This window comes from Streptomyces sp. NPDC033180, assembly GCF_055577645.1.
In genome coordinates this window covers 653,396-668,026 of record NZ_JBVIPU010000001.1, presented here as the reverse complement: position 1 = coordinate 668,026, position 14,631 = coordinate 653,396, and the positions used below count along the sequence as shown (strand labels likewise).

Sequence of the window (14,631 nt, the reverse complement as noted above, 5' to 3'; positions counted from 1 at the left end):
GGCCCGGGGCGCCCGCCCCCGGCGGGAGGTCACACCGCGCGGTACCGCACCGGATCGTTGCCCACCGCCTCAGCGCGCCCCAGCTTCACCAGGCGCCGTACATGGGCCTCGGCCTCGGAGACGGCGATGTTCCGCGAGCCGTAGCGGATCTCGGCCCAGGGGCGGTTCCACTCCATCTGCTCGGCGAGCTGCCAAGGAGTGAGGGGCTCTGCGAGGAGGGCGAGCAGGTCCGTCAGACGCTCCTCGTGGTGGGCAAGGATCTCCCGCACGCGGCCCGGGGCGTCGGTGAACGCGTACTGGTGGGCGGGGAGCACCTCGGCGGGGCCGAGGCGGCCGATGCGCTCCAGGGAGTCGAGGTAGTCGCCGAGGGGATCGGTGATGGTCTCGTCGTCGGGGTCCTCGTAAAGACCGATGTGCGGGGTGATGCCGGGGAGCAGATGGTCGCCGGAGAACAGGCGGCCGTGGCCGGGCAGTTGCGCCGGGTGCTCCTCCTCCAGGTGCAGGCAGACGTGGCCCGGTGTGTGGCCGGGGGTCCAGATCGCGCGGAGCCTGCGGCCCGGCAGTTCGAGCAGCTCGCTCGGCGTGATGTCGCGGTCGGGGAGCGCTGCGGCGAGGCCCGGCACCCGGGGCGCGCGGCCCGCGTCGCGGGCGGCGAGCAGCGGCGTCAGATGATCGGCGGGGGCGCCCGCGGCCGTCAGTTTCTCCACCATGTAGTCGAACCAGCGCGCGGGCGGCCCGGTCCGCGTGCGGCGTACGACCGACGCGTCCGCCTCGTGCATCGCGATCCACGCGCCCGAGGCCTCGCGGACCTTGGCGGAGAGGCCGTGGTGGTCGGGGTGGTGGTGGGTGATGACGACGCCGTGCACCGCCTCGACGGACGTGCCGCAGGCGGCGAGGCCGGAGGCGAGGGCGTCCCAGGATGTGGGGTCGTCCCAGCCCGTGTCGATGAGGACCGGGCCGCCGTCGGTGTCCAGGAGGTGGACGAGGGTGAAGCCCAGAGGGTTGTCCGGGATGGGGACCTTGATGCTCCAGACGCCCCCGCCGTGCTCGGTCACCTGCGGCTCGGTCACCTGCGTCATCGGGGGCCCTCATCTCTCGTCGCTGCGCGGCCACGACCACGGCCACAGTCAGCATAACTAGAACTAGTTCCAATGATCGCCCAAGTCGACTGTTTTGGCTGGCTACTTGAACGGCTGCGTGCACCTTGCTCTCCGTGGACTACTGGAACTAGAACTGGTATCAGTTCTGAAGCAGCGTCAGGAAGCAGCGTCAGGAAGCAGCGTCAGGAAGCAGCGTCAGGAAGCAGTGTCAGGAAGCGTGCCGCGCAGGGCGGAATCCCGCAGGAGGCAGTCAGCCATGACCGAGCTCGTGGAACACGGACAGCTTTTCATCGGCGGGGAGCTGGTGGACCCCCTCGGCAAGGACGTCATCGAGGTGATCTCGCCGCACACCGGCGAGGCCTTCGCGCGGGTGCCGCACGCCGCGCCCGCCGATGTCGACCGGGCCGTCGCCACCGCGCGCAAGGCGTTCGACGAGGGCCCCTGGCCCCGGATGACGCTCGACGAGCGGATCGAGGTCGTCACCAGGATCAAGGACGCGTTCGCCGTACGGCACGAGGAGATCGCCCGCGTCATCAGCTCCCAGAACGGCACCCCGTACACATCGAGCGTGATGGTCCAGGCCCTCGCCGCGATGATGGTCTGGGACTCGGCGCTCACGGTCGCGAAGAACTTCACGTACGAGGAGGCGCGCGACGGAGCCCTCGGCAAGATCCTCGTGCGGCGCGAGCCGGTCGGCGTCGTGGCGGCCGTGGTCCCCTGGAACGTCCCGCAGTTCACCGCCGCGGCCAAGCTCGCGCCCGCGCTGCTCGCCGGGTGCCCGGTGATCCTCAAGACCTCGCCCGAGACGCCGCTCGACGCGTACATCCTCGGAGAGATCGCCACCGAGGCGGGGCTGCCGCAGGGCGTGCTCTCGATCATCTCCGCGGACCGCGAGGTGAGCGAGTATCTCGTCGGGCACCCCGGCATCGACAAGGTGTCCTTCACCGGTTCCGTCGGCGCGGGCAAGCGCGTCATGGAGGTCGCCGCCCGCAACCTCACGCGCGTGACCCTGGAGCTGGGCGGCAAGTCGGCCGCCGTGATCCTGCCGGACGCGGACGCGGCGAGCGCGGTCGCCGGCATCGTCCCCTTCGCCTGGATGATCAACGGCCAGGCGTGCGTGGCCCAGACCCGCATCCTCGTGCCGCACTCTCGCCACGACGAGTTCGCCGAGGCCTTCGCCGCCGCGGCCTCAGCGCTCAAGGTCGGCGACCCGCTCGACCCGGAGACCGAACTCGGCCCGCTGGTCACCAGGCGCCAGCAGCAACGCTCGCTCGACTACATCCGCATCGGCCAGGAGGAGGGCGCCAAGATCCTTACGGGTGGCGGGCGTCCGGCCGGGCTCGATCAGGGCTGGTACGTCGAGCCGACGCTCTTCGGCGGCGTGGACAACTCGATGCGCGTCGCCCGCGAGGAGATCTTCGGCCCGGTCATCTGCCTGATTCCGTACGGCGACGAGAGCGAGGCCGTGAACATCGCCAACGACTCGGAGTACGGGCTCAGCGGCAGCGTATGGACGGCGGACACGGAGCGCGGCATCGACATCGCGCGGCGGGTGCGCACCGGAACGTACTCGGTGAACACCTTCAGCCTCGACATGCTCGGACCGTTCGGCGGCTACAAGAACTCAGGCCTCGGGCGGGAGTTCGGGCCCGAGGGGTACGGCGAGTACTTCGAGCACAAGATGATCCACCTCCCCGCCGGCTACGAAGGGGCGGGTGCCTGATGGGTGACCGCTGGCACGTCGAGGTGGACCGTTCGGTCTGCATCGGCTCCGGGATGTGCGTGAGCACGGCGCCGGGTGGTTTCGCGCTCGACTCCGCCCGCCAGTCGCACCCCGTGGATCCCGAGACCGACGCCAACGAGAAGGTGCTCGAAGCCGCCGAGGGGTGTCCGGTCGAGGCGATCACGATCACGTTGTCCGGCAGTGGGGAGGTCGTCTTCCCGCCGGAGGACTAGCGGCTTCGCTCCGGCAACCGGATTTACTTCCGTGATGCGATCCGAGCCGTTTTGTGTCGGTCCTATGCGCTTTATCTGCACTCGAACGTGTGCGAACAGGACTTTACCCATGCGTTCCGCATGGGTGATCGATGACATCCGTGACTGTCCGTCCCCTTTGCGGCCTGGAACTGTTCAGACCCAGACAACTTGGGGGAGGGGACGCCGTGGACAAGCGGTACGAGGTCTACTGCCTGGCCGACAGGTACTTCTACGAGACTCCGGACCGCTTGTCCGTGGGCGGGAGCGCCCCCGAGTTCAGGACGACGGGGCTCCCGGTCCCGCAGGGATGGCGATCGGCCCGCGAGGGCGACTGGCTGACCCTCGTCCCCGTCGACGAGGACGGGCACGCACGGCCCGCGCCCCAGCAGGGCTGGAAGATCCATGTGTCCGCCACGCTGGAGAACGCGGACCGGATCGCCGCCGCGGTCCGCGACCACTGCGTGCCGCGCGCCGTGCCCTTCAAGTTCATCGCGGGACGGCACCTGCTCCACCTGCGCAACAGCAAGTACGCGGGACGCGACGGCAGTGGCAAGTTCGCGACGATCTACCCCGCCGACGAGCAGCAACTGCACGCACTGCTGAACGAGTTGGGGCGAGTCCTCGAAGGGTTCGAGGGGCCCTACATCCTCACCGACCTGCGCTGGCAGGAAGGCCCGCTGTACGTCAGGTACGGCGCCTTCACCCGCCGCATGTGCGTCAACGAGCGCGGCAGTCTCGTGCCCGCGATCGAGGACGACCAGGGCCGGCTCGTCCCCGACTCGCGTGATCCGGCCTTCCGGGTGCCCGAGTGGGTGACGCTGCCGCCGTTCCTCGAACCCCAGCTCGCGGCGCGCAACAACACGACGGTCACCGACCTTCCGTACCGTATGGAGAAGGCGCTGCACTTCTCCAACGGCGGCGGGGTCTACGCGGGCACCGACACCCGTGACGGCCGCAAGGTCGTCCTGAAAGAGGGGCGGCCGTACGCCGGCCTGGCGTCGGACGGGGCCGACGCCGTCGCCCGTCTGGAGCGCGAGCGGGAGGCGCTCCAGAAGCTGGCGGGGCTCGGCGTCGCGCCCGAGGTGCGCGACTGGTTCGAACTCGGCGGTCACCGCTTCCTCGTCATGGACTTCCTGGAGGGCCGCACCCTCAACTCCTTCTTCGCGGACCGGCATCCGCTGCTTGTCAGCGAGCCGGACGACGACGCGATCGCCGCGTACACGGCCTGGGCGCTGCAGATCCACCGGGCCGTCGAGGAGGCCGTCGCCGCCGTGCACGAGCGGGGTGTCGTCTTCAACGACCTCCACATGTTCAACATCATGGTCGCGCCCGACGAACAGTCCGTATCGCTCCTCGACTTCGAGGCGGCGACACGGGTGGGCGAGAGCGGTCGACAGGTCGTGGCCCACCCCGGGTTCATCGCGCCCGCTGACCGCGAGGGCGTGGACGTCGACCACTACGCCCTCGCGTGCCTGCGGCTCGCCCTCTTCCTGCCCATCACCACGCTCCTCGCCGTCGACCGGGGCAAGGCCGCGCACCTCGCGACGGTGATCGCGTCCCAGTTCCCCGACGTGCCGCGGGAGTTCCTCGACGAGGCCGTGACGGAGATCGAGCGCGGCGGGCAGGGCCTGGCCGGCGCGAAGGGCGCCGTGCGGGCGACCGCGGGTGCGGCGGCGGGAGCGGCAGTGCCGCTCGTCGATGTCGCCGACTGGCCCTCCAGCCGGGACTCGATGGTCAAGGCCATCCTCGCCTCGGCCACCCCGGAGCGCGACGACCGGCTCTTCCCCGGCGACATCGCGCAGTTCACCGACGGCGGCGGGCTCGGCCTCGCGCACGGAGCGGCCGGAGTGCTGCTCGCCCTCGCCGAGAGCGGCGCCGAACGCTACGAAGAGGGCGAGCGCTGGCTCCTGAAGCACATCGACCCCGCCCCGCTCGGCACGCCCCTCGGCCTCGATGACGGCCTCGCGGGCATCGCCCACGTACTCGAACGGCTCGGCCACCGCACGCGCGCGCTCGACCTGATGGAGCTCGTCCTCCAGGAGAACTGGCAGCGGCTCCCCTCCGACCTGCACGGCGGCCTCGCCGGACTCGGCCTCGCACTCGACGCCATCGCGCACAGCACGGGCGAGGATTCCTTCGCTCAACACGCCCTGCAGGCAGCGGAGGTGATCGGCGAGCGGCTCACCGCGGAGCCCCCGGCGAAGGGGCGGCAACGGGCCGGTCTGCTGCACGGTGCCACGGGCCCCGCGCTCCTCTTCCTGCGGCTGTACGAGAGGAACGGCGACCCCGCGCTCCTCGACCTGGCGGCGAAGGCCCTGCGCGCGGACCTCTCCCGATGCGTGGCGCGGCCCGACGGCAGCCTCGGAGTGGACGAGGGCCGGCGCACGATGCCCTACCTCGGTGACGGCTCCGTAGGCATCGGGATGGTCATCGACGACTACCTCGCGCACCGGGGCGACGCCGGGTTCGAAGCGGCGCGTCCGGGCATCCTGGCCACCGCGCGCTCACGCTTCTGCGTGCAGCCCGGCCTGTTCCAGGGCCGGGCGGGGCTGCTGCTGCACCTCAACCGCAGCACAGCGCCCGGCATCACACCCGAGGACGTGGCCGCGCAGATCGAGGGCCTGGGCTGGTTCGCGATGCCCTACGGGGGGCAACTCGCCTTCCCCGGCCATCAGATGCTGCGCCTCTCCATGGACCTGCACACCGGAACGGCGGGCTGTCTCCTCGCGCTCGCCGCCGCCCTCGGGGACGGCGGAGCACACGTCCCCTTCCTGCCGCCGCTCAGGCGGCCCCAGAGCCGGTCCCGCCACGCGGCGGGGTCGTGACACCACCCACGAGGACATCAACGTCCCCAAGTGAGAGGGAAGATCATGGCGCTTCTCGACCTGCAGAGCATGGAGTCCGACGAGATGACCGGTGGCGGCGGCGGTGGCGGCGGCAGCCAGGTGAGCCTGCTGCTGTGCTGGAGCGACGCGAGCGTGCTGCTCTGTCTGTGACACCGCCCCGTGCCTGACACCGGCACGGTTCGTTCGTGAGGGACCGGGCGGTGCCTCTCCCCAGAGGCACCGCCCGGCTCCACCGCGGCCGTTCGCGGACGCCGATGCCACGGGGGTCGACGTCACGGACGCGGGCGCTCCGCCCCGCCGCTCCGCCACGGACACGAGGACTGCGAGGACCCGGACCGTATGGCGATCACGAACGCCCGGACCCATCAACCCGGCCACGACGCGGGCCTGTTGAAGGCTTCGACCCGGTACAGCGCCGCCCGTTGCGCGGCCCTCGCGCTGTGCAGCGTCGCGGGGGCGGGCGCGAGCCTCTTGCTGCCGTTCGCGATCGGGCGTGCCCTTGATGCCGTCCTCGCGGGGCACGCCGCCGGCCACGTCGGCGCCGACGCCACCCGCTGGATCCTCCTGTGCGCGGCGCTCATCGGCGCGAGCGCGCTCCTCGACGCCTGCGACGGCATCCTCACCGGCACCACCAACGCCCGCGCCACCGCCTGGCTGCGCGGCCGTGTCGGACGCCACGTCCTGGCCGTCGGGCCACGCGCCACTGCGCGCTTCGCCCCAGGCGACCTCGTGGCCCGCCTCATCGACAACGCGGCACACGCGGGCGTCGCGCCCGCCACACTCGCCGCGCTCCTCGCCGCCCTGGTCGCGCCCGTGGGCGCGGTGGTGGCACTCGCCCTGATCGACGGCTGGCTGGCCGTCGTGTTCATCGCCGGAGCGCCCGTCCTCGTCCTGCTGCTGCGGTGGTTCGTGCGCGTCTCGTCCGACTGCGTGGCGCGCTACCAGCAGGTCCAGGGGAACATCGCGGGCCGCCTCGGCGAGGCGATCGGCGGGGCCCGGACCATCGCGGCCGCGCGCACCGAGGAGAAGGAAGCCAGGCGCGTCCTCGACGCGCTGCCCGAACTCTCCCGACAGGGCCACCGGATGTGGCGGGTCCAGGGCCGCTCCCAGGCGCAGGCTGTCGCGGTCGCGCCCCTCCTGCAGATCGCGGTCGTCGCGGTAGCCGGTCATCTGGTGGTCCAGGACCGCCTCAGCGTCGGGGAGCTGTTGGCCGCATCCCGTTACGCGGTGCTCGCCACCGGGATCGGCATGCTCGTCGGCCAGCTGGGAGCGCTGGTGCGGGCCAGGGCCGCGGCCCGCCGCCTGGGGGAGGTGCTCGCGGAACCGGCCACCTCGTACGGAGCCTCTGAACTCCCCCCAGGAGATGGGCTATTGGAGATGCGCGGCGTCACGGTGATCCGCGGTGGGCGCACCGTGCTCGACGGCGTCGACCTGACCGTGCCCGCGGGCGGCACGCTCGCCGTGGTCGGGCGCTCCGGGGCGGGCAAGTCGCTTCTCGCGTCCGTCGCGGGCCGCCTCGCCGACCCGGACGAAGGGGACGTGCGCCTCGACGGTGTCCCGCTGCGCTCGCTCGGCCGCGAGGAGCTGCGCCGCGAGGTCGGCTACGCCTTCGAGCGGCCCGCGCTGCTCGGCACGACCCTGGAGGACACGATCGGCTTCGGCGCCCCGCGCCCGGCGCCGCCCCGCATCCGCGATGCGGCCCGCGCGGCGCACGCCGATCCCTTCATCACCCGGCTCCCCGGCGGTTACACCACGCCCTGCGCGGATGCGCCCCTCTCCGGAGGCGAGGCCCAACGCCTCGGCCTGGCACGGGCGTTCGCGCGGGGCGGCCGACTCCTGATCCTGGACGACGCGATGTCGAGCCTGGACACGGTGACCGAACACCACATCGCCGAGGCCCTGCTCCACCACACCCCGCACCGCAGCCGCCTGATCATCGCCCACCGTGCGGCGACGGCGGCCCGCGCGGACGCGGTGGCGTGGCTGCACGACGGCCGGATACGCGCGGTGGGGACACACGCGGAGCTCTGGGAGCGAGCGGAGTACCGGGAGGTGTTCGGCACGTGAGGCGCGTGGAGCGGGTGCGGCCGTCCTCGGCCCCGCAGGGCCCATACCGCCGAGGTGTCCGCTTCCTCCGGCGCAGGTGGCAGGCGGTGCTGCGGCTCGCGCTCTGGTCCGTACTGGAGACCGGGCAGACCTTCCTCACCGGCTACGCCCTCGCGCGTGCCCTGGACGACGGCTTCCTCGCGGGGCGTGAGGACGTGGGTCTCGGGTGGCTCGGCGGGGCCGGGCTCGGCGTGGTCGTGGCCGCGTACGGCACGGGGCGGGTGTACCGCGCGGTCGCCGATCTGGTGGAGCCGCTGCGGGACACGCTGGTGCGGCAGGTCGTCGGCCGGGGGCTGAAGGAGGCGGACAGCGCGTCAGTGTCCCGGCTCACTCAGCAGGTGGAGATCGCCAGGGACACCTTCGCGGGCCTGGTCCTCGTCTCCCGTTCCTTCGTCTTCACGGCGGCGGGCGCGCTGATCGGCCTGTTCTCGCTGGCCCCGCTCCTCCTCCTGGTCGTCGCGCCACCACTGCTCGCCGGGGTCGCCCTGTTCGTGGCGAGCCTGCGCCCGCTGGCCCGGCGTCAGGAGAGGTTCCTCGTCGCTGACGAGGGCATCGCGAGCCAACTGGGCACGGTGGTACCAGGGTTGCGGGACGTCGCGGCGGCGGGCGCGGAACAGGACGTGGCCGAGGATCTGGACCGGGGCATCGCCACGGAGTACGCGGCGGCCCGTTCCCTCGCCCGCTGGGGCGTCCTGCGCACCGCGGCCCTCGTGACCGGTGGCCAGCTGCCGCTCGTCCTGCTCCTGGTCACGGCCCCCTGGCTCCTGAACAACGGAGTGACGCCGGGCGCCCTGGTGGGTGCGATCGCCTATGTCACCCAGGCCCTGCTCCCGGCCCTGCACAACCTCATCCACGGCCTGGGCACGAGCGGTTCCCGCCTGGCCATAGTCCTACGCCGCCTCACCTGGGCCCCGGACCCGCCGGCGCCCGAGTCACCCGACACGGACACACAAGCGCCGCCCCCTGGCGGGGAAGCAACCCCCGACCACACCCCCGCCCTCCACCTCTCCTGCGTCACCTTCGCCTACGGCCCTCGCGCCGAGCCCGTCGTGCGCGACCTGTCACTTACCGTCCCGCGGGGAGGGCATCTGGCGGTCGTCGGGCCCAGTGGGATCGGGAAGTCCACCCTCGCCGGGCTCGTGGCCGGGCTGTTGGAGCCCGCTAGTGGCACCGTCCGCGTGGCCGGGCGGGGCGTGCGGGGGCAAGATGCCGTCGGGCGGCGGGTGTTGATACCGCAGGAGGCGTACGTCTTCAGCGGGACCGTGCGGCAGAACCTGGAGTACCTGCGGGCGGACGCCGTCGGTGACGCGGAGCTGCTGGCCGCCGCGCACGCCGTCGGGCTCAGTGGGGTGATCGAGCGGCTCGGCGGCCTCGCCGCCCCCGTGGACCCCGCCGCCCTCTCCGCGGGTGAGCGGCAGCTCATCGCGCTGACCCGCTCCTACATCTCGTACGCGCCCCTCGCCCTGCTCGACGAGGCCACCTGCCACCTCGACCCGGTGGCGGAGGCCCGCGCCGAGCGGGCGTTCGCGGCGCGGCCCGGCGGCACCCTCGTGGTGATCGCCCACCGCATCAGCTCGGCCCGCCGCGCCGACCGGATCCTGGTGATGGACGGGACGCACACCCTGTGCGGCCGCCACGATGAGCTGCTCGAACGCTCCTCGCTCTATCGTGAGCTGTCCGGCAACTGGGGTTCTGGCAGCGGCACTTCACACCCAGCCCTCCCCGCGCGAGATCCGTATGGCGTCGATTCTGTTCCGCGCCCCGGTCTTGCGGGTGATCGCGGCCATGTAGTTGCGCACCGTCCCGTTGGTCAGGTGCAGGCGGTGCGCGATCTCGGCGACGGGCGCACCCCCGGCGGCGAGTGACAGCACGAGTAACTCCCGGTGCGTGAGCGGCATCTGAGCTGCTTTCAGAAAGCCGAACCCCAGCGACTCGTCCACGAACCGCTGCCCGGCCGCCACCTGTCTGATGCCGGCAAGGAGGCGGTCGGGCGGGCTCGCCTTGTCCACATAGCCGAGGGCGCCTGCCTCCATGCAGCGGCGGAGCAGCCCCGGCCTGTTGCCGGACACCAGGACGAGGAGCGGGCAGCCGAGGCCCCCGGTCACCGGATGGGACTGCTCCCCGAACTCCGAGGAGGCGTACGCCGTGTCACCGTCGGGGTCGACCACGCAGACATCGGGACGCACTGCGCCCGTACGGTCGCGGGCCTCGTGCCACGGTGCATGGAACACCTCCAGATCCGGCTCACGGGCGAGGCGTTCCGCCAGAGCCGATCTCAGCAGACAGGCGTCGTGCACGAGAAGTACCCGGATCACCTTTGGCTCCTTCAGGTTCCCGCTGTCGGTCCCGGTTGCTTCATTCAGCACGTAGACCATTCATAGCGGCGCCGACCGCTCGTACGGATGCGAGATCTGGCCAAGAGGGATCAGGAGAGGCTCAGGGGCGCAATTGCCAGGCGGGTCTGCGCCCCCCGTGCACCGATTCAGGGGTTGCGGCAATCCGCTGCCGGTGAATGCGTGACGGGACGGAAGGCCCCTCGGCTACGGGGTCTTTGGAGACGTCAGGTCGATCAGGCGGCACACCATCTCGATGTCGATCTTGACCTGCGCGATCGACGCCCGCCCGGAGAGCCAGGTGATCAGCGCCGAGTGCCAGGTGTGCTCGATGACCCGGACCGCCGAGAGCTGCTCGGGGGTCGGCGCGTCCTCCAGACCCATCGCGTCCAGGATGATCGCCGTGGTCAGCCGCGAGACCGTGTCCACCTCGGGGCTCACGGAGCGGTCGGCGAAGGTCAGCGCCCTGACCATCGCGTCCGCCAGGTGCGGCTCGCGCTGCAGGGCACGGAAGGCCCGCATCAGCGTCTCGGCGCACCGCTCGGCCGGCGTCTCGCCCGCGGGCGGGCGTTTGCGGATCGTCGTGTGCATGTGCTGGAGCTGGTCCTGCATGGTGGCGACCAGGAGATGCACCTTGGAGGGGAAGTAGCGGTACAGCGTGCCGAGCGCGACGCTGGAGGACTCGGCGACCTCGCGCATCTGCACCGCGTCGAACCCGCCCCTGCTCGCGAGTTGGGCGCTGGCGTGCAGGATGCGGCGGCGGCGTGCCTCCTGCCGTTCGGTCAGGGGCGGCGACGCCGGATCAGCTGCTGCGACTTCCGCTGCCTTGGCTTCCGCTGTCATATGTCCCGTTGTTCCGTCGTCCCGGTCCGGTGATGTGGTGGGCCAGCATGGCAGGGCACCCGCCGTGGCGCGAATCACCTGATCCGGGCCTTACAGCGCGGCTACCTGCCGGTAGATTCAAAGCTCGTTCCGCGATCAATCAGCGATCATTCAACGATCAAGTCTGAAACTTGTTCTAGATTACCGTCCCGGCGTAACCTCGCGGACAACCGCAGGGAGAAGGGGGCCGAGAGTGACCGCTGAGGCCATGGAGGCGGGCCCCCGGACGGGGCCGGACGCCGATGGTGACCGTCCGTTGCGCATCGCTCTCCTCACGTACAAGGGCAACCCGTACTGCGGGGGACAAGGCGTCTACGTACGCCACCTCTCACGCGAGCTGACCCGGCTCGGCCACAGCGTCGAAGTGATCGGCGCGCAGCCCTACCCCGTCCTGGACGACGGCCTCGAAGGCCTCAAGCTCACCGAGCTGCCGAGCCTCGACCTCTACCGCTCGCCGGACCCCTTCCGCACGCCGAAGCGCGACGAGTACCGCGACTGGGTCGACGCGCTCGAGGTGGCGACGATGTGGACCGGCGGCTTCCCCGAGCCCGCGACCTTCAGCCTGCGCGCCCGCCGCCATCTGCGCGCCAGGCGCGGCGAGTTCGACGTCGTGCACGACAACCAGACGCTCGGCTACGGTCTGTTGGGCGACCTCGGCGCCCCGCTCGTCTCGACGATCCATCACCCCATCACCGTGGACCGCCGGCTGGACCTGGAGGCGGCGCCCAACTGGCGACGCCGCATGTCCGTGCGCCGCTGGTACGCGTTCACGCGCATGCAAAAGCGTGTGGCCCGCCGTCTGCCCTCCGTGCTCACCGTCTCCGGCACCTCGCGCCAGGAGATCGTCGACCACCTCGGCGTACGCGAGGACCGCATCAACGTCGTGCACATCGGCGCCGACACGGACCTCTTCTCGCCGGACGCGTCGGTCCCCGAGGTGCCGGGCCGGATCGTCACGACGTCCAGCGCCGACGTCCCGCTCAAGGGCCTCATCTACCTCGTCGAGGCCCTGGCCAAGGTCCGCGCCGAGAACCCGGCCGCCCATCTGGTCGTCGTCGGCAAGCGTGCCGAGGACGGCCCCGTCGCGCAGGCCATCGAGAAGTACGGCCTCGAGGACGCCATCGAGTTCGTCAAGGGCATCACCGACGAGGAGCTGGTGGACCTCGTCCGCTCGGCCGAGGTCGCCTGTGTCCCTTCGCTGTACGAGGGCTTCTCGCTCCCCGCGGCCGAGGCGATGGCGACGGGGACGCCGCTGCTCGCGACGACCGGCGGCGCGATCCCGGAGGTCGCGGGGCCGGACGGCGAGACCTGCCTGGCCGTGCGGCCCGCCGACCCCGGCGCCCTTGCCGCCGGCCTGATCCGGCTCCTCGGCGACCGCGAGCTGCGGACCCGCCTCGGTGCGGCCGGCCGCGAGCGGGTTCTCGCCAAATTCACCTGGGCCCGCGCCGCCCAGGGCACCGCAGAGCTGTACCGCGCGGCGATTGCCACAGACGCGGGTCCGCAATCCGGCCGCCGCCCCGCGGCCACCCCGACGTACTCCGGGAGCCATCGCTGATGCTGACCGTCGACTTCACCCGCTTCCCGCTCGCCGCGGGCGATCGCGTCCTGGACCTGGGCTGCGGCGCGGGCCGGCACGCCTTCGAGTGTTACCGGCGGGGGGCCCAGGTGGTGGCCCTCGACCAGAACGGCGAGGAGATCCGCGAGGTCGCCAAGTGGTTCGCCGCGATGAAGGAGGCGGGCGAGGCACCGGCCGGCGCGACCGCCACCGCGATGGAGGGCGACGCGCTCAACCTCCCCTTCCCCGACGCCTCGTTCGACGTCGTGATCATCTCCGAGGTGATGGAGCACATCCCCGACGACAAGGGCGTACTCGCGGAGATGGTCAGGGTCCTCAAGCCGGGCGGCCGCATCGCGGTGACCGTCCCGCGCTACGGCCCGGAGAAGATCTGCTGGGCCCTGTCGGACGCCTACCACGAGGTGGAGGGCGGCCACATCCGCATCTACAAGGCGGACGAACTGCTCGGCAGGATGCGCGAAGCGGGCCTGAAGCCGTACGGCACGCACCACGCGCACGCGCTGCACGCGCCGTACTGGTGGCTGAAGTGCGCGTTCGGCGTGGACAACGACAAGGCGCTGCCGGTGCGGGCGTACCACAAGCTCCTGGTCTGGGACATCATGAAGAAACCGCTGGCCACGAAGGTGGCGGAGCAGCTGCTCAACCCGGTCGTGGGCAAGAGTTTCGTGGCGTACGCGACGAAGCCGCATCTGCCGAAGACCGACGCGAAGACCGACGCGTGACGAGCCCGGAGCGGACCGAACACCTGGTCCTGCCGGGCGTCCTGACGGCCGATCAGGCGCTGCGGACAGTCCGCGGAATCCTGGCCGTCCAACGCGAGGATGGCGCGATCCCGTGGTTCCGCGGCCACCACCTCGACCCGTGGGACCACACCGAGGCCGCCATGGCCCTGGACGCGGCGGGCGAGCACGCGGCGGCGGCCCGTGCCTACGACTGGCTCGCGCGGCACCAGAACCCGGACGGGTCCTGGTACGCGGCGTACGCCGACGGTGATCCGCACGATGTGACGGACCGGGGTCGCGAGACGAACTTCTGCGCGTACATCGCGGTGGGCGTCTGGCACCACTACCTCTCGACCGGCGACGACACGTTCCTCGACCGCCTGTGGCCGACGGTGGTGGGCGCGGTGGAGTTCGTCCTCGCGCTGCAGCAGCAGGGCGGGCAGATCGGCTGGAAGCGTGAGGCGAGTGGTGAGCCGGTCAACGACGCGCTGCTGACCGGCAGTTCCTCGATCCACCAGGCGCTGCGCTGCGCCCTGGCGATCGCCGAGCAGCGCGAGGAGCCGCAGCCGGACTGGGAGCTGGCGACGGGCGCGCTGGCCCACGCCATCCGCAGCCACCCCGAGCGCTTCCTGGACAAGGACCGCTACTCGATGGACTGGTACTACCCGGTCCTCGGCGGCGCGCTCACGGGCGCGCAGGCCAAGGCCCGGATGGAGGAGGGCTGGGACCGCTTCGTGGTGCCGGACCTGGGCGTGCGCTGCGTCATCCCCAACAACTGGGTGACGGGCGGCGAGAGCGCCGAACTCGCCCTGTCCCTCTGGGTGTTGGGCGAATCGGACCGAGCCCTGGAGATCCTCCAGTCGATCCAGCACCTGCGCGATGCGCGGACCGGCCTCTACTGGACGGGCTATGTCTTCGACGACAAGGCGATCTGGCCCGAGGAGCTGACGACGTGGACGGCGGGCTCCCTGCTGCTCGCGGTGGCGGCACTCGGCGGTGACGAGGCCACCTGCGCGGTGTTCTCGGGAGAACGCCTGCCGGTGGGCCTCGCGCCGGAGTGCTGCGGGGCGACCGCTCAGTAGCGCCGCA

The 14,631-nt window shown here is 71.6% G+C and carries 11 protein-coding genes and 1 pseudogene; 9 read left to right on the top strand and 3 right to left on the bottom strand.

Going from position 1 to position 14,631, the window contains the following annotated elements; translation table 11 throughout:
* Nucleotides 1–29: 29 nt before the first annotated feature.
* Entirely contained in the window at nucleotides 30–1,079 is a 1,050-nt protein-coding gene (locus tag ACZ5WE_RS03090; RefSeq protein ID WP_467690751.1) for an MBL fold metallo-hydrolase, read from the bottom strand.
* A 277-nt stretch (nucleotides 1,080–1,356) separates the two neighbouring features.
* On the opposite strand from ACZ5WE_RS03090, the gene ACZ5WE_RS03085 reads away from it, so the two are divergent.
* From ACZ5WE_RS03085 to ACZ5WE_RS03060, 6 genes are all read left to right on the top strand, one after another.
* The gene (locus ACZ5WE_RS03085) at nucleotides 1,357–2,823 is read left to right on the top strand and encodes an aldehyde dehydrogenase (RefSeq protein ID WP_467690749.1); all 1,467 of its coding nucleotides are present in this window, start codon (nucleotides 1,357–1,359) and stop codon (nucleotides 2,821–2,823) included.
* Nucleotides 2,823–3,056, top strand: a complete 234-nt coding sequence (locus tag ACZ5WE_RS03080) for a ferredoxin (protein ID WP_467690747.1) — start codon at nucleotides 2,823–2,825, stop codon at nucleotides 3,054–3,056. Before ACZ5WE_RS03085 ends, ACZ5WE_RS03080 begins: the two co-directional genes overlap by 1 nt.
* A gap of 206 nt (nucleotides 3,057–3,262) precedes the next feature.
* The gene (lanKC, locus tag ACZ5WE_RS03075) at nucleotides 3,263–5,902 is read left to right on the top strand and encodes a class III lanthionine synthetase LanKC (protein ID WP_467690745.1); all 2,640 of its coding nucleotides are present in this window, start codon (nucleotides 3,263–3,265) and stop codon (nucleotides 5,900–5,902) included.
* Between the two features lie 45 nt (nucleotides 5,903–5,947).
* Nucleotides 5,948–6,073: a SapB/AmfS family lanthipeptide gene (locus ACZ5WE_RS03070; RefSeq protein ID WP_363307399.1), complete on the top strand. Its 126-nt coding sequence runs from the start codon at nucleotides 5,948–5,950 to the stop codon at nucleotides 6,071–6,073.
* 189 nt (nucleotides 6,074–6,262) lie between these two features.
* The gene (locus ACZ5WE_RS03065) at nucleotides 6,263–7,990 is read left to right on the top strand and encodes an ABC transporter ATP-binding protein (RefSeq protein ID WP_467690743.1); all 1,728 of its coding nucleotides are present in this window, start codon (nucleotides 6,263–6,265) and stop codon (nucleotides 7,988–7,990) included.
* Between the two features lie 5 nt (nucleotides 7,991–7,995).
* Nucleotides 7,996–9,894 carry an ATP-binding cassette domain-containing protein gene (locus tag ACZ5WE_RS03060; RefSeq protein ID WP_467690932.1) on the top strand — a complete coding sequence of 633 codons (1,899 nt, stop codon included), beginning with the start codon at nucleotides 7,996–7,998 and terminating at the stop codon, nucleotides 9,892–9,894.
* Here ACZ5WE_RS03060 and ACZ5WE_RS03055 read toward each other — a convergent pair.
* Nucleotides 9,820–10,062, bottom strand: a pseudogene (locus ACZ5WE_RS03055) (LuxR C-terminal-related transcriptional regulator); the annotation flags it as partial. The gene ACZ5WE_RS03060 and the pseudogene ACZ5WE_RS03055 sit on opposite strands and share 75 nt — an antisense overlap.
* A gap of 507 nt (nucleotides 10,063–10,569) precedes the next feature.
* Nucleotides 10,570–11,205, bottom strand: coding sequence for a TetR family transcriptional regulator (locus ACZ5WE_RS03050; protein ID WP_467690741.1), 636 nt, complete (start codon nucleotides 11,203–11,205; stop codon nucleotides 10,570–10,572).
* Between the two features lie 232 nt (nucleotides 11,206–11,437).
* Here ACZ5WE_RS03050 and ACZ5WE_RS03045 point away from each other — a divergent pair, with 232 nt between their 5' ends.
* Genes ACZ5WE_RS03045 through ACZ5WE_RS03035 form a run of 3 tightly spaced genes read left to right on the top strand, consistent with a single transcriptional unit; the run spans nucleotide 11,438 to nucleotide 14,624 of the window.
* Nucleotides 11,438–12,799, top strand: a complete 1,362-nt coding sequence (locus ACZ5WE_RS03045) for a glycosyltransferase family 4 protein (RefSeq protein ID WP_467690739.1) — start codon at nucleotides 11,438–11,440, stop codon at nucleotides 12,797–12,799.
* Complete coding sequence (locus ACZ5WE_RS03040) at nucleotides 12,799–13,542, top strand: class I SAM-dependent methyltransferase (RefSeq protein WP_361827547.1); 744 nt, start codon at nucleotides 12,799–12,801, stop codon at nucleotides 13,540–13,542. The genes ACZ5WE_RS03045 and ACZ5WE_RS03040 overlap by 1 nt, the downstream gene beginning before the upstream one ends.
* The gene (locus tag ACZ5WE_RS03035; RefSeq protein ID WP_467690737.1) at nucleotides 13,539–14,624 is read left to right on the top strand and encodes a prenyltransferase/squalene oxidase repeat-containing protein; all 1,086 of its coding nucleotides are present in this window, start codon (nucleotides 13,539–13,541) and stop codon (nucleotides 14,622–14,624) included. The genes ACZ5WE_RS03040 and ACZ5WE_RS03035 overlap by 4 nt, the downstream gene beginning before the upstream one ends.
* Nucleotides 14,625–14,631 lie beyond the last annotated feature (7 nt).